This is a genomic window from Streptomyces coacervatus (assembly GCF_029223485.1).
GTDB classification, from domain to species: Bacteria; Actinomycetota; Actinomycetes; order Streptomycetales; family Streptomycetaceae; genus Streptomyces; species Streptomyces coacervatus.
Window position 1 is genome coordinate 124,041 of sequence record NZ_JARHTP010000023.1, and the last position, 22,243, is coordinate 146,283.

The 22,243-nt window shown below is 70.0% G+C and carries 16 protein-coding genes and 2 pseudogenes; 6 read left to right on the forward strand and 12 right to left on the reverse strand.

Annotation, left to right across the window (positions count from 1 at the left end; all coding sequences use genetic code 11):
• Positions 1-280 precede the first annotated feature (280 nt).
• The 3 genes and pseudogenes from P2Q00_RS42080 to P2Q00_RS42090 form a co-directional block, all read right to left on the reverse strand.
• Entirely contained in the window at positions 281-2,953 is a 2,673-nt protein-coding gene (locus P2Q00_RS42080) for an ATP/GTP-binding protein (RefSeq protein ID WP_275780014.1), read from the reverse strand.
• Between the two features lie 505 nt (positions 2,954-3,458).
• On the reverse strand, positions 3,459-3,626 hold the full coding sequence (locus P2Q00_RS42085; protein WP_275780016.1) for a hypothetical protein: 168 nt from the start codon (positions 3,624-3,626) through the stop codon (positions 3,459-3,461).
• A 127-nt stretch (positions 3,627-3,753) separates the two neighbouring features.
• Positions 3,754-5,142, reverse strand: a pseudogene (locus P2Q00_RS42090) (YibE/F family protein).
• A 517-nt stretch (positions 5,143-5,659) separates the two neighbouring features.
• On the opposite strand from P2Q00_RS42090, the pseudogene P2Q00_RS42095 reads away from it, so the two are divergent.
• A pseudogene (locus P2Q00_RS42095) lies at positions 5,660-7,730 on the forward strand (putative Ig domain-containing protein).
• Positions 7,731-8,651: 921 nt separating this feature from the next.
• Positions 8,652-9,800 (forward strand): PDDEXK family nuclease, encoded by a 1,149-nt coding sequence (locus tag P2Q00_RS42100; protein ID WP_275780018.1) that lies wholly within the window; start codon positions 8,652-8,654, stop codon positions 9,798-9,800.
• Here the strand turns inward: P2Q00_RS42100 and P2Q00_RS42105 are convergent.
• The 3 genes from P2Q00_RS42105 to P2Q00_RS42115 all read right to left on the reverse strand — a co-directional run bounded on the left by P2Q00_RS42105 (position 9,772) and on the right by P2Q00_RS42115 (position 11,123).
• Positions 9,772-10,080, reverse strand: a complete 309-nt coding sequence (locus tag P2Q00_RS42105) for a hypothetical protein (protein ID WP_275780020.1) — start codon at positions 10,078-10,080, stop codon at positions 9,772-9,774. The two genes, P2Q00_RS42100 and P2Q00_RS42105, sit on opposite strands and share 29 nt — an antisense overlap.
• 352 nt (positions 10,081-10,432) lie before the next feature.
• Entirely contained in the window at positions 10,433-11,005 is a 573-nt protein-coding gene (locus tag P2Q00_RS42110; protein WP_275780022.1) for a hypothetical protein, read from the reverse strand.
• Positions 10,986-11,123: a hypothetical protein gene (locus P2Q00_RS42115; protein ID WP_275780023.1), complete on the reverse strand. Its 138-nt coding sequence runs from the start codon at positions 11,121-11,123 to the stop codon at positions 10,986-10,988. The genes P2Q00_RS42110 and P2Q00_RS42115 overlap by 20 nt, the downstream gene beginning before the upstream one ends.
• 203 nt (positions 11,124-11,326) lie before the next feature.
• Between P2Q00_RS42115 and P2Q00_RS42120 the strand changes: the two genes are divergently transcribed.
• Positions 11,327-11,563, forward strand: a complete 237-nt coding sequence (locus P2Q00_RS42120) for a hypothetical protein (RefSeq protein ID WP_275780025.1) — start codon at positions 11,327-11,329, stop codon at positions 11,561-11,563.
• Positions 11,564-11,671: 108 nt separating this feature from the next.
• Here the strand turns inward: P2Q00_RS42120 and P2Q00_RS42125 are convergent, their stop codons facing one another.
• Genes P2Q00_RS42125 through P2Q00_RS42145 form a run of 5 tightly spaced genes read right to left on the reverse strand, consistent with a single transcriptional unit; the run spans position 11,672 to position 17,096 of the window.
• Positions 11,672-12,400, reverse strand: a complete 729-nt coding sequence (locus P2Q00_RS42125) for a response regulator transcription factor (protein ID WP_275780026.1) — start codon at positions 12,398-12,400, stop codon at positions 11,672-11,674.
• Positions 12,401-12,456: 56 nt separating this feature from the next.
• A complete protein-coding gene (locus P2Q00_RS42130) occupies positions 12,457-15,105 on the reverse strand; it encodes an FtsX-like permease family protein (protein ID WP_275780029.1) in 2,649 nt (882 codons plus the stop codon).
• Positions 15,102-15,764 (reverse strand): ABC transporter ATP-binding protein, encoded by a 663-nt coding sequence (locus P2Q00_RS42135; RefSeq protein WP_275780031.1) that lies wholly within the window; start codon positions 15,762-15,764, stop codon positions 15,102-15,104. Before P2Q00_RS42135 ends, P2Q00_RS42130 begins: the two co-directional genes overlap by 4 nt.
• Entirely contained in the window at positions 15,751-16,473 is a 723-nt protein-coding gene (locus P2Q00_RS42140; protein WP_275780033.1) for an ABC transporter ATP-binding protein, read from the reverse strand. Before P2Q00_RS42140 ends, P2Q00_RS42135 begins: the two co-directional genes overlap by 14 nt.
• Positions 16,464-17,096, reverse strand: a complete 633-nt coding sequence (locus tag P2Q00_RS42145; RefSeq protein WP_275780035.1) for a hypothetical protein — start codon at positions 17,094-17,096, stop codon at positions 16,464-16,466. The genes P2Q00_RS42140 and P2Q00_RS42145 overlap by 10 nt, the downstream gene beginning before the upstream one ends.
• Before the next feature lie 156 nt (positions 17,097-17,252).
• Here P2Q00_RS42145 and P2Q00_RS42150 point away from each other — a divergent pair, with 156 nt between their 5' ends.
• Positions 17,253-18,575, forward strand: coding sequence for a sensor histidine kinase (locus tag P2Q00_RS42150; RefSeq protein WP_275780037.1), 1,323 nt, complete (start codon positions 17,253-17,255; stop codon positions 18,573-18,575).
• A gap of 40 nt (positions 18,576-18,615) precedes the next feature.
• Here the strand turns inward: P2Q00_RS42150 and P2Q00_RS42155 are convergent, their stop codons facing one another.
• The gene (locus tag P2Q00_RS42155) at positions 18,616-19,824 is read right to left on the reverse strand and encodes a hypothetical protein (protein WP_275780039.1); all 1,209 of its coding nucleotides are present in this window, start codon (positions 19,822-19,824) and stop codon (positions 18,616-18,618) included.
• A 201-nt stretch (positions 19,825-20,025) separates the two neighbouring features.
• On the opposite strand from P2Q00_RS42155, the gene P2Q00_RS42160 reads away from it, so the two are divergent.
• Complete coding sequence (locus P2Q00_RS42160) at positions 20,026-21,849, forward strand: phosphatidylglycerol lysyltransferase domain-containing protein (RefSeq protein WP_425579660.1); 1,824 nt, start codon at positions 20,026-20,028, stop codon at positions 21,847-21,849.
• 50 nt (positions 21,850-21,899) lie between these two features.
• Entirely contained in the window at positions 21,900-22,214 is a 315-nt protein-coding gene (locus tag P2Q00_RS42165) for a hypothetical protein (RefSeq protein WP_275780041.1), read from the forward strand.
• The last annotated feature ends 29 nt before the right edge of the window (positions 22,215-22,243 follow it).

Sequence of the window (22,243 nt, forward strand, 5' to 3'; positions counted from 1 at the left end):
AAAGGGCGCGCATGCGGAGTGACCGCGGGGCAATCCCTCAGTGCCACCGCACCGCTCAACTTCGAAGCCCCGGCTTGACTCGGCGAGGCGTACGCCGTTGCTCAGGAGGCCGCGGCCGAGGGGGTCTCCCCTGAGGTCCCGCTAGCCTGCCTGCGTGAGGGGGGATCCTGAGCTGGCCGATGAGGCCGCAATGGCGAGCTGACGAAGTGTCGAGCGCGACAAGTGGAGGGCCGGGGTAGCCACTCTCCTGGTGGCCGAGCCGTCCTGGCGCGAGCGCGACTCAGCGAGCCGTGCCGAGGTGACCGCGGCGTGTCAGCACTATGGCGCGCCATCGTTCGCGGGTCTGTCGTTCCCCGTCGATCCATCGTGCTCGTACGGTGTTCGGAGGCAGTGGGAGGTCGCCCATGAAGTGCGCGATTTCGACGTAGTAGGCGTAGTAGCCGTTTTGTGTGAGTTCGCCCAAGCGGGCGATGTCAGCCGCGAGGTTGTTCTGGGCATCAAGGACCGCGTGGTGGAAGCACAGAGCCAGTTGCAGTTTGGCCGCGGCGTAGGAGATGCCGGAGACGCCGATTTCTGCGAGCTGGACGGCCGCCCGGTCAGGCAGGTCTGCGGCAAATCCTGCGTCGCGCACGAGTGTGGCGATGTGAGCGGTCATCTCGTTGGAGCGCAGGCTCAGGGGCGACAGCAGCCGGTCCGCGAGGTCGAGTTCGTCATCGGCCCGAAGCGGGTCGACGAAGGAGACGGCGAAGGCGAGATGTGCCTGGACCACGGCGGTCTCGCCGACCACACCGTGTTCTTCGGCCTCGCTCCGGGCCGCCAGATACGCGGCTGCCGCCCGCTCCATGTCTCCCTGCACCCACCACACGTCCCCCAGCACTCGATGGTGCCGTCCTTCCCATCCCAGCCTCTCGGCGGCCTCCACCGCCGCCGGGAAGTCTCCGGACACTCGACTCAGGTGCGCCAGGCCCTGTCGAGCGGCGGAAGCGAGCCGACCGCCGGCGGACGCGACACGCTGCATGCCGCGGCGAGAATCGTCGGTCAGCCCGAGGTCCCGCTGGGCCTTCGCCCGGTAATACGCGGCCAGTTCGACCAGGCCGTCGGGGAGCAGCCCCGATGCAAGGACGGCAGCAAGCCGACTGACGGTGCGTTCACGGTGTTCGTGCTGGCGCCGGGCGATGGCACTGAGCGTTTCCACCAGGGCATCCGCAGCAGTCTGCAGGCCGTCCGACGACGTGGCATCGTCGGCGGGGAGCACCAGCGGTTCCCAGATCGAGTCCCCCACGTACTGGAATGCTGCATCGCCTAGCCAGCCGAGAGCGAGATGGAAGGTCCGTGCGAGGAGCAGCCCTTGCTGGAGGCAGCCGACCAGGACGGTGCGGTCGCGCCGCAGTTCCTGGCGCCACTGCGATTCCAGGGCGTGGAAGGCGCGTTGGGCCGCGCGCTGCCAGTCCTGCTCCGACCAGCGGTCGTCACTGGCGTCGTCCGCGTTGCGAATGGCGGCGCGGATCAGGTCGTGGACATGGAAGGGCCAGACACCGGAGGGGGACTCCCGGATGAAGGGGCGCTCGGTCAACCGCAGGGCGGGCGCATCATGCTGCATGCCGGCGGCTTGGGTGGCCAGGGGCACGGAGAACGCGCTGAGCAGGCTGACCGAGCGGAGTACGTGGCGTTCCTCGGCGGTCAGGTCCCTGAGGGTGCGGGCGATCAGGGCCGGGAAGTCGTGGTCGAAGTCCGTGACCTGCGGCTGTCTGCCGCTGCGCCGCAGCTCCAGGTAGCGCATGACCGACAGGTCCAGGTACAGAGGCAGCCCATGGGAGCGCTCGGCGATGATCCGGCGGACCGGTTCGTCGATCAGCGGCTGCTCGCCGCGGCTGAGCCTGCGGGCCAGGTAGTCCTCGCAGTCTTCGGGGGAGAAGTCGCCGATCAGGATCTGACGGCCGGATGCCCGTGACCGGGTGTGTGCCGTGTCGGGGACGAGGCCGGGCCAGGCGTGCGGCCCGGCCCAGTCGAGTTGGCCTTCCAGACTCGTTTCCGCCCACTGAAGGCGGTTGCGTCCGGTGACGACGAAGAACGCGTTGGGCATGAGCCACACGATGCGCTGGAGCAGGCGTTCGAGGTCGCGGTGCGTGCGGTCGCCGGTGTCCTCGAAGGTATCCAGAAGGATCACCGGTAGTGCGCGCTCGTCAGCCGGGAGATTGGCCAGGTCCCAGGCGAGAAGGTGCGGGTAGAAGCTGAGGGCGTCCAGGTCGGGCTCGGCCTCCAGGAGATCGGCCAGACGGGAGCAGCCGGCGAGGGCGCGTACGGACTGGCGCCGCTCGCGTAACGCCTTGATGAGCGCTCCGGCCCCGTGCCCGAGCGCACTGCCGACGGTGCCGGGCAGCAGCAGGGCCTGGGCGACGTCGCTGAGGGCGGACTGCATCTGCTGCGGCAGGGCAGCAGCGGCGCTGAAGCGGCTCAGCAGCCCGCCCCGGCGCAGGTAGTCCTCGATCGGTTCGCCCGGGTGATTGTGCTCCCAGTAGCGGCGTAGGGCGAGGTCGAAGGCGGGCATCGGCCGGCCGAGCGCGGCGACAGCAACGCGGATGGAGAGGATGACGCGCTCGAAGTCCATGCCCGCGGCACGCGCGAGGTCGATGCGGACCGGCAGAGTCCGCTCCTCGAGGTGGGACGGCGATCCCCATTGCACGGGACGGTGCTCGCTGCTGGCGAGCGACGCCTCGATCTTGCGGGAGAGCGTGGACTTGCCGATCCCGCCCACGCCGTGGAACACGAGGATGTTCCGGCGGGGAGCCTCCAGGTCCTCCACGTCGAAGTCCGCGCGGATCACATGCCGTACGTGCTCGGCGAGGCCGACCGTCACCGCCTGCCACTGTGCCTGCCGGTTCGTGAACGCCTCACTGGCGGCAATGCTCCGGTCGTTCGAGCTGAACAGCGTTCGAAGGTCCCGCCCCGCCACCGCTCCCCCTGACGATCAACTGGAGCCAATCTATGCCCCCTTGATGGCAGGCTGACAAGCGCGCATTCAGGCATGGTCCGCAGGTCGCGCCTGGACCACGTAGTTGAGCACTGGAACCTCATAGCCCAACGCTGTCACGTCGTGCGTGCGCCAGATTCCTCCGGACGAAAAGCGGTCGCTGCCCTTCTGAGGGAGCGGAAATCGGTCAATCCCTGTTCGAGGGATCGCCCAGGCACTTCCCACCCTGGTGGCGGGAACCGTGGTTCAGCACGGCGGTGATGCCCTCGCCGACGCCATTGCCGGATGGCTGAGTTGAGACGTCGAACGCTGCGCATGGTTGGCAGGTGTACAAAGGCTGACGGCCCGGCTCACGACGACGGCGAGCACACCGCACTGACGACACCCCTGCTCCCCAAGACCTGCCCCGTGGCCTTTGCCTACCCGGCGCAGCGCCCGCGGTCCCGGCGGGCAGCCGATCCGACGCCACCCGGGCCTCTATGTTCGTTCAGATCCGGATGCGGGCGGGTGCCTCGACGCCGATTCGGGCGGCAACCATCTGATGGTGGTGCGGGCACTGGGTGGAGCCCTCATGGTCGCAGTCCAGGGCGGACTCGATGATCACAGCGTGGCGCGAGGCCGTCTCGGCGCCGCGGCCCGATGAAGGGACAGGCAAGGGGATCACCATCAAGGCCCGTTCCCGTGGGAAACAAGAAGGCTGTTCCCCGAGGGAACGGACCGCGTGTTCCCTCGGGGAACGGCTCGGAGAGGCAGTGGCCCGGCCCACCTTGAAGGGATCGCTCTCAATGCTTCCGTCGACGCCCGCCCCGGCCTGCAGCCGCTCCGCCAACCGCCACCGCGCCCGCTGTCGCCGTTTCCGCCTGTGGACCGGGCCGGTCGGCCGAGACCACCAGTGACGCGAGCAGTGTCGTGACCGGCACCGAGGCGACCAGGCCGATCGAGCCCACCAGCGTGCGCACGATTTCCTCCGCGACCAGTTGGCTGTTGGCGACCGTGCCCACGCCGCTCTGCGCGATGGAGAAGAGCAGCAGCAGCGGCAGCGCGGCGCCGGCGTAGGCGAGGACGAGGGTGTTGACGACGGAGGCGATGTGGTCGCGGCCGATGCGGATGCCTGCCCGGCACAGTCTTCGCCAGCTCATGGCCGGGTTGGCGTCGTGCAGCTCCCAGACAGCCGATGTCTGGGTCACCGTGACGTCGTCGAGCACGCCGAGGGAGCCGATGATGACGCCCGCGAGCAGCAGACCGCTCATGTCGAGCTTCGGATACAGGCCGTGGATCAGGCCGGTGCTGTCGTCCGTGTTGCCGGTGAGGGCGGCCCAGCCGATGAACACCGAGCCCAGGATGCCGATCAGTGCCAGCGAGAGCGGGGTGCCGAGCACCGCCACCGAGGTGCGGGCCGACGGGCCGTGGCACGTATAGAGGGCGATCAGCATCATGGCGCTCGACCCGATCACCGCCACGAGGAGCGGGTTCGAGCCCTGCAGGACCGTCGGCAGGACGAAGAAGTTCAGCACCAGGAAGCTGATGGCCGGCGCGACCAGCGCCATCACGCCGCGCAGCCTGCCCACAACAACGACGGCGAGTGCGAAGATGCCGGCCAGCAGGCCCATAGGGAAGCGGCGGTTGACGTCGGCGACCGAGTACTGCAGGTCCTTGGGCGCGGAGGGTTCGTACGCGGCGACGACCTTCTCGGCCTGTTGCAGCTGCCGCGACTAGTCGGGCTGCACGATCTCGGTGAAGGTACGGCCCTTGTCCTTGCCGGTGTCGACGCTGATCGTGGCCTTGTGACAGGTGCCGTTCGCCTCCTGCTGTGCCGAGTTGCCCTCGGCGGTGGAGGTGTCGCCGGTCGGGGTCTCGCCGGAGGCGTTCATTGACTTGCAGCTCACCTCGACGACCTTGGTGACCGTCGCCTGCTGGGTCCGCCGGTCGAATCCCACATCGGTGCGCTGGTGCGGCGGGGCTCCGCCCGGCCACAGCACGACGAGCCCCACCACGACCGCGGCGATGAAGGGAATCAGGATCGCCGCGATGACCTTGCGCAGGTGCCGGGAGACCGGTGCGGCGGGCCCATGGCTGTGGGTGTGCGGGTGTCCGTGACCGCCCGCGCCCGCTCCTGGGCCGTGGTCGGGGCCATGTCCGTTGCCAGTCACCGTGGCGTGCCCGTCGCCCATCGCGGGGGTGTGCGCGTGGCCTATTGCCGGGGAGGGGATGTGGCCCGTGCGGGCATCGGGTCCGTAGTCGGGGCGACGAGGTATCGACTCGGGAGGATTCCCGTACTCGTACTCGTGGCCGTACTCGCTCACTCGACCATCGTTGGGGCCCGGCGGGTCGCCGACCCGGTTCCAGTCTCCGGCACTCTGCCGATCAGCGGCGCCCATGCCGTCTCCCTCGCTCACCGCGCCTGGATCACGAGCCCCTTCACCGGCCGCACTCTCCGCACCCCACCTCACCGCTCTCCAATGGAGCGACCAATCCAATCCTATGGAGAGGCAAAGAAATCGCTTGCGGCGCTGCCGGTTCGCGCACTTCAGGCGTACGTTCCTCCCGCACCCTGTCATGTCATGTTCATTCGCCATGTGGGGTGAATGTAATGTCATGCTCATGACTGCGCGGTTCTGCCGCCGCTACGCGCAATCACGGGCCTGCCCATCCAGTGCGAATCCCCACGTCAACCGGAGGCAGTAACCCATGCGTGAGTCACACCCGAGCGGCCGGAGACGGAGTCTGCGAAGTCTCGTCACCGTCGCCTTCCCCGCCCTCGCTCTGACCGTCACCGGATTCACCGCCGCACCGACGGCCGGTGCCCAGCCTGCCGCGACACACCCTCAGACCTCCAAGGTCACGCAGAACAACAAGGCACTGACCGCCCCCCCAGCGGCAGACCTACCACTCCACCGGCAAGGCCGGCCAGAAGGTGCCGACCCAGCACCTGTGCGCCACCGCCGAGCCGGGTCGTGCGTCCTGTTTCGCCCAGCGCCGCACGGACATCAAGCAGCGCCTCGCCAAGGCGCTCGCCGCCGCCGCGCCCTCCGGCCTCTCCCCGGCCAACCTGCACAGCGCCTACAACCTGCCCACCACGGCCGGCTCGGGTCTGACCGTCGGCATCGTGGACGCGTACAACGACCCCAACGCCGAGTCGGACCTGGCCACTTACCGCTCGACGTACGGCCTGTCCTCCTGCACCAAGGCCAACGGCTGCTTCAAGCAGGTCAGCCAGACCGGCTCCACCACCTCGCTGCCGACCAACGACACCGGCTGGGCCGGTGAAGAGATGCTCGACATCGACATGGTCAGCGCGGTCTGCCCGAACTGCAACATCATCCTGGTCGAGGCCAACTCCGCGACCATGGCCGACCTCGGCACCGCCGAGAACGAGGCCGTGACACTCGGCGCCAAGTTCGTGTCCAACAGCTGGGGCGGCTCCGAGTCCTCCTCCCAGACCAGCGACGACACCTCGTACTTCAAGCACCCGGGCGTCGCCATCACCGTCTCCTCCGGTGACTCCGCCTACGGCGCCGAGTACCCGGCAACCTCCCAGTACGTGACCGCCGTCGGCGGCACCGCGCTGACGACCTCCTCCAACTCCCGTGGCTGGAGCGAGTCGGTGTGGCACACCAACACCACGGAGGGCACCGGCTCCGGCTGCTCCGCCTACGACCCGAAGCCGAGCTGGCAGACCGACACCGGCTGCACCAAGCGCATGGAGGCCGACGTCTCCGCAGTCGCCGACCCGGCCACCGGCGTCGCGGTCTACGACACCTATGGCGGCTCCGGTTGGGCGGTCTACGGCGGCACCAGCGCCAGCTCGCCGATCATCGCCTCCGTCTACGCCCTCGCGGGCACTCCGGGCTCGAGCGACTACCCGGCGAAGTACCCCTACAGCCACACCAGCAACCTGTACGACGTGACCAGCGGCAACAACGGCAGCTGCTCCCCGTCGTACTTCTGCACCGCGGGCACCGGTTATGACGGTCCGACCGGCTGGGGGACTCCGAACGGCACAGCCGCCTTCACCTCCGGCTCCAGCACCGGAAACACGGTCACCGTCACCAACCCCGGCAGTCAGTCCACCACCACGGGCAGCTCGGTCAGCCTGCAGATCAAGGCCACCGACAGCGGGGGCGCGGCTCTCACCTACAGCGCGAGCGGCCTGCCGACCGGCCTGTCCATCAACAGCTCCACCGGCCTGATCTCCGGTACGGCGTCCACTGCCGGGACCTATCAGGTCACGGTCACGGCGAAGGACTCCACCGGCGCCTCCGGCTCTACGTCCTTCACCTGGACCGTCGGCTCCGGCGGGGGCGGTTGCACCTCGTCCCAGCTGCTGGCCAATCCCGGCTTCGAGTCGGGCAGTACTGGCTGGAGCGCCACCAGCGGCGTCATCGTCAACGACAGCGGTGAGGCGGCCCACGGTGGCTCGTACTACGCCTGGCTGGACGGCTACGGCTCCTCGCACACCGACACGCTGTCCCAGTCGGTGACGATTCCGGCCGGCTGCAAGGCCACGCTCACCTTCTACCTGCACATCGACACGTCGGAGACCACCAGCAGCACGGCGTACGACAAGGTGACGGTGACCGTCGGGTCGACCACCCTGGCGACGTACTCGAACCTCAACCACAACTCCGGGTACGGGCAGAAGACCTTCGACCTGTCCTCGCTGGCGGGCCAGACGGTCACCCTGAAGTTCAACGGCGTGGAGGACTCCTCCCTCCAGACCAGCTTCGTCGTGGACGACACTGCCCTGACGACCAGCTGACCGTTTGACCGACCGGCACGAGCTGAGCACCTGGTCCCGCACGCGGAAGCCGTCCGCGTGCGGGACGCGCCGTTTCCCACGGCTCCTTCAGGCGCCCGCCATGACTTAGGGGTGCTCCTGTTCGCAGGTTCCTGGGTGCCGGGGCCATGCCCGTCTGGCGGCGCCAGAGGCCGTGCACGGTTGTACCGGACAACGCTTCCGTCCGTCGGCCCTTAAGCAAGGGCGCGATCTAATGTCCTTGGTTCTTCCCCATATCTGCCGCTCTCGGTAGGAGAGAAGCCCGGGGGCTCTAGGTCAAGTTTCTCGGCGCGCTTGACCAGGACTTCTTGGTGCCCATTCAACTCCCCTGTCACCGGATCAAAAAGAAGAGTGAGCTGCACCCCCTGGCCAGTAACCTCAGATAGATCCGGCCGTGATGTTTTCGGCATTTCCGCGCAGGCAGAGTGACGCGACCCGTGTTCCGCCTGACGCGATCAGCACGCCGACGGCCCGAGCACGGTCGTCCGTGTCCGCGACGGGGAGCCCCATGCCTTTGCACAGGATCTCGAGCTCGGTCGCGATGTGGTTGCCGTCGTGACGGTGGGCACCCAAGTGGGAAGCGCTTAACTCCGCCTTGGCGGGAGAGATGCGAACGTAGGAGGAATCCCATCCGACTGTGCGACTAATGTCGCTGAAGGTGACGCATCGTCAACGGGGCGAGCATGTCCAGCTCGTTCAGCAGCCTTCGCAGGGGGTGGAGGCGGGGTGTTCGACAGCCAGGTCGATTGTGCTGGAGGTAGTGCTGGACTTGCTGGGACCCAGATTGGGGGTGGCGGCCGGCCATGGTGAGGGCGTCGGGCCCAATGTCAGTGGCTTGCGGTATCAATCGATGCGGCAAGGACCATTGACCACGGTCGCGGGATCACAAGGGTGGGGTAGCAAGTGACTGATCAGCCTGTATTCGTCCTGGGTAGCGATCTGCAGGCTCTGGAGCCAGCCGCGTTCGAGACCGAGGCAGAGTTCCAAGAGCTTCTCGCGCGCCATCCGCGGGTGCTGGATTTCGGTTCGCTGGCCGGTGGCCAGCCGCTGCGGCTGGTGTTGGTGGCGCGGGAGATGGGTGTTCCGACGAGTGCGGAGAGCGGTCCGGCCTACTGGTTGGACCACCTCTTCGTAGACGCCGACGGGGTACCCACGCTGGTCGAGGTCAAGCGGGCGACGGACACCCGGATCCGTCGCGAGGTGGTTGGTCAGATGCTGGACTATGCGGCGAACGGGGCGCGTTACTGGCCTGGGGCGCTGCTCCAGCGTTCCTTCGAGGAGACCTGTGTCGCGGATGGCCGATCGCTGGAAGAGGCGTACGGGGAACTGCTCGGCGACCGCTCGCCGGAGGAGTTCTGGATGGCGGTCGAGGAACGGCTGGCTGCCGGACAGATGCGGCTGCTGTTCGTCGCGGACCGGATCCCGTTGGAGCTCAGGGCGATTGCCGAGTTCCTGAACCGGCAGATGAGGCAGACCGACGTGTACGCGGTCGAGCTGACCCAGTACCGAGGCGACGGAGACTTCCGCGTCCTCGTCCCGCGCGTTCACGGGGAGGTCGCCACGGCAGCGAAGTCCCCCTCAGGTCGGCGTTCCACGCAGCGGACCACGCGTGACGACATGGACGCGGTGATACGCGATCGCCTCGCGCCGGAACCGCGGCGGATCGCGACGGTACTGCTCGATCACGCGGCGGCCAGGGGACGTTTGGAGGGCGGTACGGCCAAGTACCCCAGTATGTCCGTCTATTATCCCGCCGCCGGTCGGCAGGTGCCGGTCTGGACGCTTTCCCTGTACGACGCTCCTGCGAAGGAAGAACTCGCCTTCAGCTTCGGATCGATCACTCATCACCTCGGCCTTGACGGTGCGACCACGTTCGCGGATTCTCTGCCAGCCGTTGCCGAGTTGGAGAAGAAGCTTGAGGTGCAACGGGAGAAGGGCTACAAAGGCTGGCCGTCGGTCCCTCTGGCCGCTCTTGCCGCCCAACCCGGTGCCGTGGAGGGGATCCTGGCCGCGATCCATCAGCTCATGGACGGCCAGGAAGCCTCCGCTTGATCGCCTCGATGGCGCTGTCGGTCAGCACTGGCTTTGTCATGATCGGCCCCTCCCACACCGTGGCGCCGTCACGGGCGAGGACCAGCTTGTGCCGCCAGGCACGCACGTTGCCGAGCTGGGCGCAACAGTCTCCGTCCGGGTTGATCACGACGTGCGCCGTCGAGACGTCGTCCAAGACTCTCGACCAGTCGATGGAAATCAACGTGTTCGCCGGCGTCACACCGGAGCCATCGCGGTCGACGACGTTGGCCGAGTGGACGCCACACCCGGTTGCAGACAACGAGCCCCCTGCGGGAGAAAGAGGTCCGGCCCAAAACCAGCGGCGAACTCAGGTTAGCTGCAATACCAGTGACTTTGGCGCCCGCGGAGGCCCAGTGGACGACGTTTCCGCACGTCAGTAGGCTCCGCCATGACCCCCGACGGTTCCGAGCCGACAGCGGGGTTGGAACCTACGTCGTCATCCGGGTCCTGCGGCTGGAGCCGACTGAATAGCGTCCGGGCCACGGAGCCTTCGCCTTTGTCGCCCTTCGGGCCGCTTACCTGCGGGAGCAGGTGACGCCCTGCCCCGGCAGCCGGGGCCGGGCGTCACCGGTGGGTTGCGCGGCAGGAAGCATTCATGCCGTCGAGCTCGTTCAGGCCATGTCGAGCCCGAACTTGCAGGCCAGGGTCTGGTGATAGGTCTGACCGGCCTGGGTGTAGTCCGCCTCGCAGCCCGAGATGGGTGCTTTCACCTGTGCGGTGACCTTGAGCCGTACCACCGCGTACTTGTCGCTGAGCGCCCCCGGCTTGATCGTGTACGGGTGCCCGGCGTAGTTCGGGTACTTGTCGAGGTCCACGTCGCCGGCGGTGGGGTGGGCGGTCTCCTGGTAGCCCAGCCGGTAGCCGGGCGTGTCCTTCACCGAGTAGACGGCGTAACCAAGCACTTTGGCGCCCGCCGGGACGTTGAGGAGCTTGACCCCCGTGACGGAGACGGCTTGTTTGGACGTGTTCCTCGTGAGGGGGAAGGCCATGCGGTAGACGTCGCCGACCTTCACGTCCGAGAAGCCGAGGGAACCGGATGTTCCCGGCCCCTCCGCCTGCAGCGCCGTCCCCGCCGTGACCCGGTCCGTGCCGGTGGCACCCGCGCAACCTGTCGCGAAAGCCAGCAGGGCTGTCGCGGCGAGCGCCCAGGCGCGGCCGCGGCCGCTAGTACGAGTAGATGACACCGGGGTTCCCCGAAATCTTGCCCTTGGCGCCCCAGATGTCGTGCTCCGAGCCACCCGACCCCGCGGTGATTTTCTGGAAGTGCGAGGTGCCGTACTCGGTGTCGGGGCTGATCGTCACTCCGAACACCTTAGCGGCGTAGCCGATCGTGATGGAGGTTCCGGAGGTGATGGTCGCGTACTGCTTCTTGCCGAGAACCGCACGATAGGACGGATTGGATTCCGGTACGCCGCCACTCCGTCCTTGTTGCGGACATCGCCGCCGTACCTCGCCACCGCGCCCCCGGCAGGAATGTCGTACTTGACCGGGAGAATGGAGTACGAATGCGTGACCCTGTGGTTGGGGCAGGCGAGCTGATGGTCGACGTCCTGGTATTCGACCGGAATCTGGAATCGCTTGGCCCAGTGCGGCCCTGGTTCGCGATGCCCACGGCGTGGCCGGTGCTGCTCTTGCGCGAGACCTTTCCGGTGATGGACCAGTGCTCGCCGTCGACGCTGGTTGCCACGCCCCAGGTGCTGGACAGGGTGTTGTTGTACTCGAAGGCGGCGGTGGTGTCGTAGTACGCGTGCGCTTCACCGACGGACGTGCTCCCACGCCCGGCACGCCGAATGCGGGCAGCAGGGACCGCGCATTCAGCACGTTGACAGCGAGCTGTGACGCCAGGCGAGTCAGAGTTCCAGCCGGTAGCCGTGCCCCCGCAGGGTGGTGATGCGGGGCAGGCTGCCGGCGTGGGCCGCAGTGTCGGCGGCCTCGGTGAGGCGGCGGCGCAGGCCGGCCATGGTGACGTCGAGGGTCTTGGTGGAGCCGAACCAGTTCTCGTCCCAGACCTCGGCCATCAGGGTTTCCCGGGAGACGGCCTTGCCCGCGTGCTGGGCGAGAACGGCGAGCAGGTCGAACTCCTTGGGGCGGAGCGGGACTTCCTCGTCGTGGAGGGTGCAGCGGCGGGCGGAGACGTCGAGGACGAGGTCGACCAGGCGGACGGGTTCCTGTGGCGGTGCGGCGACAACGCGGCGGCGCAGGTGGGCGCGGAGCCGGGCGAGAAGCACGGAGAGGCTGAAGGGCTTGACGAGGTAGTCGTCGGCTCCCGCGTCCAGCCCGGCGATCACGTCGATGTCGTCGGTGCGGGCCGTGAGGATGACGATCAGCAGGTCGGGATTGCGGGCGCGCAAGGCGCGGGCGACGTCGAGGCCGTCCATGTCGGGCAGGCCCAGATCGAGCAGCAGGACGTCGTACGGCGATCGTGCGGCCTCGGCCAGGGCGGCGGAGCCGGTGCGGCTCCAGGTGGGGGCGTAGTCGTTGCCGCGCAGGCCGGTGTGAAGGTGGCGGCCGATGGTGTCGTCGTCCTCGACGACCAGGACGCGCGGGCGGCTGCGGTCGGCGGTGGCGGGCTTGCGCATGGTCGACAGCCTAGAAGCGGGCGGAGCGGGCGGCTCGCCGGTCCGGTGCGGCGCGGTCACAGGTCGCGCAGTTCCTCGACGGCCGGGCGTCCGGCGCTGCGGATGCCGTTGAGGGCGGCGGCCAGTACGGCGGCCACCGCGGCGCCCGCGGTCAGGACCAGGTAGGCGGACGGCACGGACAGGCTCGCCGGGGGTGGGTCGAAGACACCCGTGAGAACCTTCACCAGCATCTCCGACAGCGCCCAGCCGATGAGCGCGCCGCCCGCCAGCCCGCCCGCGGTCAGCAGCAGGGCCTCGGTGAGGACCATGCCGCGCAGCTGGCCGGGCTTTGCGCCGAGCACGGTGGCGATGGCGAAGGTGCGGCGGCGTTCGGCGAGCCCGAGGGCGAGGACCAGTCCGCCGGCCCCTGCCGACAGGAGGACGGCGAAGGCGAGTTCGATGCGGGTCAGACCGGCCAGGTCGACGGAGGTGAGGCTGGTGCCGACGGTGCCGCGGGTCTGGGTGAGGTCGGTGACGGTGGCGCTGGTGCCGAGGTGCTTCCGCAGGTGGGCGGCGACCTGCTTCTGGTGGGTGCCGCCGGTGTCGAGCAGGAACGCGCCGACGGTGTCGCTGCCGGTCGCCTTGGCGACGTAGGCGGCGTTGGCGACGAAGAAGCTGTCCTTGGGGGCGGTGGGGAACTCCTTGGCGATGCCGGCGTAGTGGAAGGGGACGGTGCGCAGGGCCTTGGTGCGGGCGTCCTGGATGCGCAGGTTGACGGTGTCGCCGGGGGAGAGCTGGAAGTCGTGGACCGTCTCGACGCTGACCAGGAGGTTGTCCGGGCGCTGTGCCAGACGCTGCATGAGCTGGTGGGCGGTGCCGCCGGCGAAGTAGGCGTCCTGGAGCGAGGTGGCCCGGGCGATGGTGTCCGGGCGGACGCCGTAGAGGTCCTGGAGGTCGGAGCCGACGTAGGCGAAGCGGTGCTGGAGCGGTTCGACGTGGCGTACGCCGGGGACCTTCAGCGTGCTCCCAGTGCTGGGCGGGACGTGGGCGCCGGGCGGTTCGGTGACGGTGACGTCGGCGCCGTTGGTGAGCCGGGCGTCGACCTCGGCCTGCTGGTGGTAGGTGGCGTTGAAGACCGCGGTGGAGACGGCGAAGGACACCGCGAGGGCGAGCAGCACCACGGAGCGGGCCAGTGGGCGTCGGCGCCGGGACAGGATGGCCGCCGTGGTGCCGGCGAGGGTGGCGGTGAGCGGGCGGGCCAGGCGGGCCAGGGCCGGGCGGCCGTGGGTGAGGGCGAGCAGGGTCAGCCGCCACACCAGCAGGGCTGCCCCGATCCACAGCAGGGCCGGGCCCAGGAAGGCCCAGTAGGAGACGGAGAGAGTGGGCACGCCCTCGGGGGCGAGGACGAGGGCGTACTGGTTGCCGGAGGAGGCGCGGAAGACCAGCCAGGAGCCGATCAGCAGCCCGAAGTCGAGGCCGCAGCGCATCCACCACGGGGAGCGGGTGGGGCGTACGCCGGTCTCCTTGCGGGTGTCGGCGACGGTGACCGAGCGCAGGTCGCGCAGGGCGGGGACGAGGACGGCCCCGGCCGCCACGGCGGCGCCGAGCACGAAGGCGATGCCGTACCAGATCGCCCAGGTGCCCGCGCTTGCGCCGAAGGAGGCGGCGCCGAAGGCGAGGCGCCCGGTCAGTGCCGCGATGCCGAGACCGGCGAGTCCGCCCACGACACCCACCAGCGCGGCTTCCAGGGCTGCGAGGCCGGTGATCTGACCTGGACGCAGCCCCCGCAGCCGGAGCAACCCCTGTTCCTGGCGGCGCCGTTGGCCGCCCGCCGAGGCGACGGCGGCGGTCAGCGCGGCGGCGAGGACCGCGCCGGGCACGCCGAGGAAGAGGAAGAGGATCTGGGCGTAGAGGGCGTCCTGGCGGGCGGAGTCGAGGGCGGCGCCGAGGTTGTTGCCGACCAGCGCGGCGCCCGACGCCTTGGCTTCGAGGTGGTGGGCGGCGCCGGTGACGGCGGTGAAGGCGGCGGCGGGGTCGGCGGGCAGGCTGGCGTCGCGGGCGACGTGGATCTGGGTGGTGAGGGCGGTCGCGCCGCGGGTGAGGGAGGCGAACCGGTCGGCGGGCAGCAGGATGACGTTGTCGGGAGGTGCGGTCGGCTGGGACTGGGGGGGTGCGCCGACCTTCTGGAACAGGGAGTCGGCCTGGGGCAGGTCGACGACGCCGTCCACACGTACCTGCCGCAGTCCGGCGCCCGGGAGCTGGATGCCGACGGTGTCGCCGGGCGCGGCGTGCAGGTTGGAGGCGGTCTGCTGGGCGAGCAGGACGCCGGTGGGGGAGCCGGAGAGGGGGCGGATCTCGTCGGGGAACAGCCGCCGGTAGCCGGGAGGGAGGCCGAGGGCCATGCCGGGGCCGGTGGTCTGGGTGCTGCCCTGGACGCGGGCGGTGAAGCCGGTGGTGCGGGCGTATCCGACCGGGAGGGCGGCCCGGGTGCCGGGGGCCGTGCGGACCTGCCGCAGCACGGAGTGGGGGTCGGCGCCGGGCTGCACCTCGACCTGCCAGTCCACGGCGACGGAGCGGACGGCGCGCTGGGTCATGGTCGCCTTCGAGGCGGTGAGGAAGGAGCCGAGCGCGGCGATCAGGGCGACGGCGAGCGCGATGCCGGCCAGGGCGGCCAGCAGCCGTCCGGCGCGATGGCGGGCCAGGCCCCGTGCCCACGAGGTGATCATGAGACGTCCTCCTGTGCGAGCAGTCGTCCGTCGTGCATCGCGCGTCGGACGGTGAGCCGGGCGGCGATCGCCGGGTCGTGGGTGGTGACGACCAGGGCGGCGCCCGTGCGGTCCGCCGCCGTCAGCAGGGCGTCCAGGACGCGGGCGCCGGTGGCGTGGTCGAGTCGGCCGGTGGGCTCGTCGGCGAGGATCAGGCGCGGCTGCTGGGCGAGGACGCGGGCCACGGCGACCCGTTGGGCCTGGCCGCCGGAGATCTCCTCGGGCAGCCGGTCGGCCAGGTCGGATGCCCCCACCAGGTCGAGGGCGTCGGCGACCGGCCGGCGGGTCTGCGCCTCGGGCCGGCCGGCGAGGACGAGGGGAAGGGCGGTGTTCTCGGCGACGTCGAGGGCGGGGACCAGACTGTCGGCCTGGAACACCAGCCCGATGCCGGCGCTTGGGTCCAGGCCGGGCCAGGAGACGGTGCCGCTGGTGGGGCGTTCGAGCCCGGCCAGCAGATGCAGCAGCGACGACTTTCCCGACCCGGACGGGCCCACGATCGCCAGCCGGTCGCCGGGCCGGATGCTCAGGTCGGCGCCGTGCACGGCCACCACCGCCGTCGCGCCCCGCCCGAAGGTCAGCGCCGCGTTCTCGCAGACGACGAGGACGTCAGTGCCGGACATCGCTCGCCTCCCGCGTCTCCCGCGCCCGCCCGTCATCCAGGGCGATCACCCGGTCGGCGATCCGGACCGCTTCCGGGCTGTGCGTGACGATCAGCACCGCGCAGCCCTCCGCGGCCCGCTCCCGCACCATCCGCAGCACCAACTGCTCGGTACCGCCGTCGAGTTCACCGGTCGGCTCGTCGGCCAGCAGCACGGCCGGGGAGTTGGCGAGAGCCACCGCCAGTCCCGCGCGCGCCAGTTCACCGCCGGACAGCTGCCGAGGCAGGGAACGTGCCCGCTGTGCGAGCCCCACCTGCTCCAACAGCGCCTCGGCGGCCACGGCGGGACGGCCGCGCACGGCCCGCTGGGCCAGGCGGATGTTGTCGCGGACACTCAGGTGCGGCAGCAGGTTGCGGGTCTGCAGCAGGACGCCGATGTGGCGGGCGCGCAGCCGGGCCCGCTCGGTCTCCGGCCGGTGGCTGATACGGACACCGTCCACCCGGACCTCGCCGCCGGAGGGCTCGTCCAGCCCGGCCAGACACGCCAGCAGGGTGGACTTGCCTGCACCGGAGGGGCCGACCACGGCGACCGTCTCGCCCCGCCGCACCGTCAGCGACACCCCGCGCAGGGCGAGGGTCTCCTCCTCGCCGGCCCGGTAGAAGCGGTACAGCTCGCGGGCGGTGAGCACGTCATCGTCGTACGACCGACTCGGCACGGTGGTCACCGCCATGCGAAGGAGTCGCTGACGATCCGCCACGGGTCGACGTTGTCGGCGTTGACCGGCCCGGACAGCGTCAGGTCGACCTCGTGCCCCTGCCGGTAGAAGGCGTACCGTTCGAACGCGTCCCGCACGACCTTGCCGGTGACCGGGTCCTTGGCGGAGTCGCCCTGATAGGTCAGCCGGACGACGCGTCCGGCGTGCCGGTTCACCACGGTCGCCTTGGGGGCGGCGAATTTCGGTACCTGGGACTTGAGTTGGGGCACTGCGGTACGGGTGACCGAGGCGACCGTGGGCGCCGCGGACGCGGTGGCCGTGATGATCCGCACGGTGTTCAGCTTGTCCGTGAACACGGTCGTGGCGCCCTGCTCGGTACGTGCCCAGCCCTCGGGCACCTTCACCGTGAAGCCGGTGAAGCCGCTGCTGGGCCGATAGGTCACGTACACCTGGTTGTCGGGGATGTCGCCGGGCGGATTCGACTCGGTGGGCGCGGGACTCACCTGGGCGTTGTTGCCCCCGCCCGCCGGGGCAGCGGACGCGGCGGCCCCCGAGTGCGAGCCGGAACCCGAACACCCGGCGGTCACCGCCGCGACCAGCGTCAGCCCAACGGCGGCGGACGTGCGTGCAAGTGCCATGGCCACTGCCCTCCCGGAAAGCCTGCGACCGGAGATCGGTCATGGCACCGACGCTAGGAAGCGGCCGGTTAACCGCCGGCACGCCGACGGTTAGACGACGGCAAAAGCGCGTGGCGCACCGGCGCAGAGCAGGCCGGCGGCCCGCAGGATGAAGGCATGAGACAGCGTGTGGTGCGCGTCGCCCTCACCGCCGCCCTGGTCGCCGTGGTCCTCCTCGCCGTCCCGCTGGCCCTGGCCATCAGGTCGTCCCTGTACGCCGACCAGCGCGACACCCTGGAGCGGGCCGCCCTGTCGGGGGCCGTGCGCGTCAGCCCGGACTACACCACCGGCGACCCGGTCGAACTGCCCGCTCCGCCGAGCGGCGGGCACCTCGGCCTGTACGACACCCAGCTGCGCCTGCGCGCGGGCAGCGGCCCCAGGACCGGCGATGCGGCGGTACGGCAGGCACTCGGCGCGAGGGTGGTGCGCAGCCACTCGGGCGACGACCTCACGGTGACCGTGCCGGTCTCGCACGCGGAGCAGGTCATCGGCGTCGTACGCGCGTCCTCACCCACCGCGGCCGTGCGCAACCGTGTCCTGGCTGTGTGGGCCGTCCTGGCCGGCGCCTGCGCTCTCGCCCTGACCGTGGCGGTCCTGGTCGCCCGCCGCCAGGCGCGGGTGCTGGCCGCCCCGTTGGAGGACCTCTCCCGCCACAGCCGGGCCGTCACCGCCGGCGACCTGAGCGCACGTGCCGCGCCCAGCAGCATCGCCGAGATCGACCAGGTGGCCCGCACCCACAACGAGATGCTGCACAGCCTCACCGAACTCCTGCGCCACGAACGGGACTTCACCGCCAACGCCTCGCACCAGCTGCGCACCCCGCTGACCGGACTGCAGCTCACCCTGGAGGCGGGCCTCGCCCAGGACGACGAAGCGCGGCTGCGCCCCGCGCTGGAGGAGGCGCTGGCCACCACCCGTCGCTTGCATGGCACTGTGGAGGAGGTGCTACGGCTCTCCCGTTCCCCTGGTCTGCCCCGTACCCCGGCCCCGTCCGAGCCGGTCGCACGGCTGTTGGGGGAGACCGAGGAGCACTGGCACGGGTTGTTCGCCCACGACGGCAGGCGACTGCTGTGCACGACGGGTGAGGCACCGGACGACGCCCGCGTGCCCGGTGCGCCGGTCGCCGAGATCCTCGGCATCCTGCTGGACAACGCACGCGTGCACGGCCGCGGCACCGTCCGCCTCACTGTCCGGGACCTCGGCGACGCCCTCGCCTTCGACGTCGCCGACGAGGGCGGCATCGAGACGACCCGGCCCTTCGAGCGCGGCCACACAGGGGACGGCGAGGGCGAGGGCATCGGCCTCGCCCTCGCCCGGGACCTCGCCGTCTCGCTCGGCGGCAGACTCTCCCTGACCGGCCGTCGCCCCACGACCTTCACCGTGCTGGTGCCGGTCCGTCAGGATGAGACAGGGGGTGAGACCGGGGACGCCGGCGGCTGAGGACGCGCTGTGGTCCTGAACCGGGCAGGCCGGCCTCCCGTCACAGGGCCCGATGGGAGACGGTGAGCAGGTCGGTGCCGTAGAAGAGGGAGACGCAGGCCAGGGCGGTGAGCAGGACGACGAGGGTGCGCAGGCGGCTTCGCGCGAGATGCCGGGCGAGCGGGATCAGCAGAGGGAAGGCCGGCAGCAGGAACCTCGGCTTGCTCGTGAAGAAGTGGGTGCCGCCGACGGCCATCACGATGAGGACCGCGCAGTACGCGAGCACTGGCCAGGGCATTCTGTTCAGGACGCAGAAGACGAACAGCAGCAGATAGCCGAGGACGATGGCGGCGGTTGCATACGTGACGAGGTTGTCGTGCCCGACGATCAGATGCTTGAACGTGTGGGCCGCGTAGTGGCCGAAGTCGAACCGTGAGCCCCAGAGACTCTGCACGTGGAAGTAGCCGACGGGGCTGTGTGTCCTGAGCCCCACCCAGCCGATGTAGCCCAGCCATCCGAGGGGAGCCGCGGCGGCGGCCGCCCAGGCGCGCGGGGCGGTGGGCAGACCGGCGCGGCGCAGCTGCCAGAGATGAACGACGGCGCCGGTGACGACGGCGGCCGCCACGGCGAGACCATTGGGGCGGCACAGCCCGGCCAGCACCGCCAGCGTCGTCGCGGTCAGCCAGCGGCGGGTCAGCACGGCGTAGAGCGACCAGGCGGCGAAGGCGGTCATGAGGGGTTCCGTGTACGCCATCGTCAGGATGATCGCGTGCGGCAGCATCGCCCACAGCCCCACGAGGAGGATCCCGACGCGTCGTCCGTGCAGCATCTCGCCGACCGCGTATATGCCCCAGGCCGCCGCCAGAGCGGCAGTCCACGTGATGAGCAGCGCCACGTTGACCGGGCCGATCGGCAGCACCGTGTTCACGGCGCGGATCAGGCCTGGGAAGAGGGGGAAGAACGCCAGGTCGTTGTAGACGGCGTGTCCGTGTTTGGGGTGGGTGATCAGGCCGTAGCCGTACTGGGAGATGTGCCAGTACCAGCGGCCGTCCCACTCCAGGCCGAGCACGGTGCGCGGGTGCCTGCCGAGGTGCAGCGACCACAAGGTCGCCATGATCACACCGGTCAGCCGCACGGAGGCGAACAAGGTCAGTGCCGGCAGTGCCTTCTTGAGTTCGAGACGCCACCGCCGCTGCGTAGGTGGTGGATCGATCCTCGGCGCGAACCGCCGCTTGAGCGCGTCGCTCGCCATCATGGGGCTGTCGCCCATTTGGGCCTCCTTTTCTGCCCTGCAGGAGGGAGCGGCCGGAGGCCAGGTTCCATTGATAGGAAATCTCTTACTTCACGAGAATCAACGACATTCGCGGCTAATACCGCATCACGTGAGTTTCGCCGTGGGGCGCTTCACCCGGTAGAGTGTTCATTACCCTACAAGCTGTAGGGTTGACTCCTCTCGAGGTGAATCCCCACGGTGCCCGCACACCCCTCGCCCCTGAACCTCCGGCAGCACACGCCCGCCACGGACCGTGCTCCCTCCCCGACTGTGCCACCGTGGCTGCGCAAGGGCGCGGCCTCGGCCACGGTCTGGTACCTGCGACTGCTCGCCGTGCTCAACCTGGCCGCGGTGGTCTCGGTGCCGTTCCGCGACGAGGTCCAAGAGCACAACGTCGGCGAGTACTTCACCCCCTATCTGGCCACCGCCGGGCTCATCTCGGCGGCGCTGGCACTCTTCCTCGCCGTGGTGATGCGGCGCCGCAAACGGGCCGCGTGGATCTTCAACCTGCTGCTGTCCGGCGGGCTGTTCACGCTCTACACGCTGGCCATGACCCAGGAGACGTACCGCAGGCACGCCAACAACTGGGGTTCCCTGCTGCTGACCGGCCTGTTCGTGGCCGCGCTGCTCGTCGGGCGCGGTGAGTTCAAGGCTGTGGGGGACCGCTCCAACCCGAAGCTGGCCCTCGCCGCGGGGGCGGGCGGCCTCCTCGTCAGCGGCACGATCGGCACCCTGCTGGTCGCCGCCACCAACAAGCTGCCCGGGGCCACGCTGACCGACGAGATCGCCTACACCCTGCTGCGCGGCATCAGCGTCGGCCCGCTCGCCGACCGCATCGACGCCGTGCACGCTCCCCGCTGGGTCGACGTCCTCATCAACACCCTGATCGCCGCGACCTTCCTCCTCGTCCTGTACGCCTGCTTCCGCGCCCCACGGGGCCGCGCCCTGCTCGGCGACGACGACGAACAGCGGCTGCGCGACCTGCTGGCCCGGCACGGCGGGCGGGACTCCCTCGGCTACTTCGCCCTGCGCCGCGACAAGATCGCCATCTTCTCGCCCAGCGGAAAGGCGGCCGTCACCTACCGGGTGGTCGGCGGCGTCAGCCTCGCCTCCGGCGACCCCATCGGCGACCCCGAAGCCTGGCCCGGCGCCATCGACGCCTGGCTGGACGAGGCCCGCCGGCACGCCTGGACCCCCGCAGTCATGGGCGCGAGCGAGGAGGCCGGCACGATCTACGCCCGGCACGGGCTGGACGCCCTGGAGCTGGGCGACGAGGCCATCGTGGAGATCGCCGACTTCACTCTCGAAGGACGCGCCATGCGGGGCGTACGGCAGGCCCACAACCGGGTGCGCCGGGCCGGATACACGGTACGCATCCGTCGTCACGAGGACATCGCGGACGACGAGATGTCGCTGCTGATCGACAAGGCCGACCACTGGCGCGACGGACCCACCGAACGCGGCTTCTCCATGGCGCTGGGGCGGCTCGGCGAATCCGGCGACGGCCGTTGCGTGATGCTGGAGTGCCGCGACGCCGACGGCGAGCCGCGCGCCCTGCTCAGCTTCGTCCCCTGGGGTGAGCACGGCCTGTCACTGGACCTGATGCGCCGGGAACGCGCCTGCGAGAACGGCCTGATGGAGTTCATGGTCGTCGAACTGCTGTTGCGCGCCGAGGAGTTGGGCGTACGGCGGGTGTCGCTGAACTTCGCGATGTTCCGCTCGGTCTTCGAACGCGGTACACGCCTCGGCGCGGGCCCCGTGCTGCGGCTGTGGCGCTCGCTGCTCACCTTCTTCTCGCGCTGGTGGCAGATCGAGTCCCTCTACCGCGCCAACGCCAAGTACCGGCCCGTGTGGGAGCCCCGCTTCCTGCTGTTCGCCAAGAGCAGCGACATCCCCCGCATCGGCCTGGCCAGCGCCCGCGCCGAAGGCTTCCTCACCCCGCCACCGCTGCCCGCCCTCGGGCGCCGCAGGCGCCCCGCCGCGTCCGAGGCGGAACCGGCCCCGGCGACCAGCCGCTTGTAAGGCGGCTCCGACCAGGTTGATCGGTTCGCGTATCGGGGTATTGAGCGTGCATGGCTCAGATCCTGGTGGAAGAGGACTTCGTGCACATAGACGGCGACGACATGAACGTCGTCCTCGACCTCCTCGACGAGCTGAACCTCGAAGCCGAGCCCACCGCACCACGCGGCGGCGGCAAGGGTCGCCACTGGGAGCTGACCATGTACTGGCAGCCGACGGGATCGATCCCGGGGAGTACCGTGGCGGGACTCCCCGACACGATCGCCAGGATCAGGGACCACTTCGTCACCGCCGGGAAGCGACCGCCATCGAGGGTCGGCGTCTACGGTCGGGACGGATCGGTGCTCTGGACCTTCCAACTGGACTGACGTAGACGAGCGAGGTCGGCCAAATCAGC

Bases quoted from the DNA above. Each gene is read 5' to 3' on its own strand.
- P2Q00_RS42135 (WP_275780031.1), bottom strand. From the start codon at position 15,764: ATGTCCGGCACTGACGTCCTCGTCGTCTGCGAGAACGCGGCGCTGACC.
- P2Q00_RS42165 (WP_275780041.1), top strand. From the start codon at position 21,900: ATGGCTCAGATCCTGGTGGAAGAGGACTTCGTGCACATAGACGGCGAC.
- P2Q00_RS42140 (WP_275780033.1), bottom strand. From the start codon at position 16,473: ATGGCGGTGACCACCGTGCCGAGTCGGTCGTACGACGATGACGTGCTC.
- P2Q00_RS42145 (WP_275780035.1), bottom strand. From the start codon at position 17,096: ATGGCACTTGCACGCACGTCCGCCGCCGTTGGGCTGACGCTGGTCGCG.
- P2Q00_RS42130 (WP_275780029.1), bottom strand. From the start codon at position 15,105: ATGATCACCTCGTGGGCACGGGGCCTGGCCCGCCATCGCGCCGGACGG.
- P2Q00_RS42125 (WP_275780026.1), bottom strand. From the start codon at position 12,400: ATGCGCAAGCCCGCCACCGCCGACCGCAGCCGCCCGCGCGTCCTGGTC.
- P2Q00_RS42155 (WP_275780039.1), bottom strand. From the start codon at position 19,824: ATGGGCGACAGCCCCATGATGGCGAGCGACGCGCTCAAGCGGCGGTTC.
- P2Q00_RS42120 (WP_275780025.1), top strand. From the start codon at position 11,327: ATGCGTGACCCTGTGGTTGGGGCAGGCGAGCTGATGGTCGACGTCCTG.
- P2Q00_RS42150 (WP_275780037.1), top strand. From the start codon at position 17,253: ATGAGACAGCGTGTGGTGCGCGTCGCCCTCACCGCCGCCCTGGTCGCC.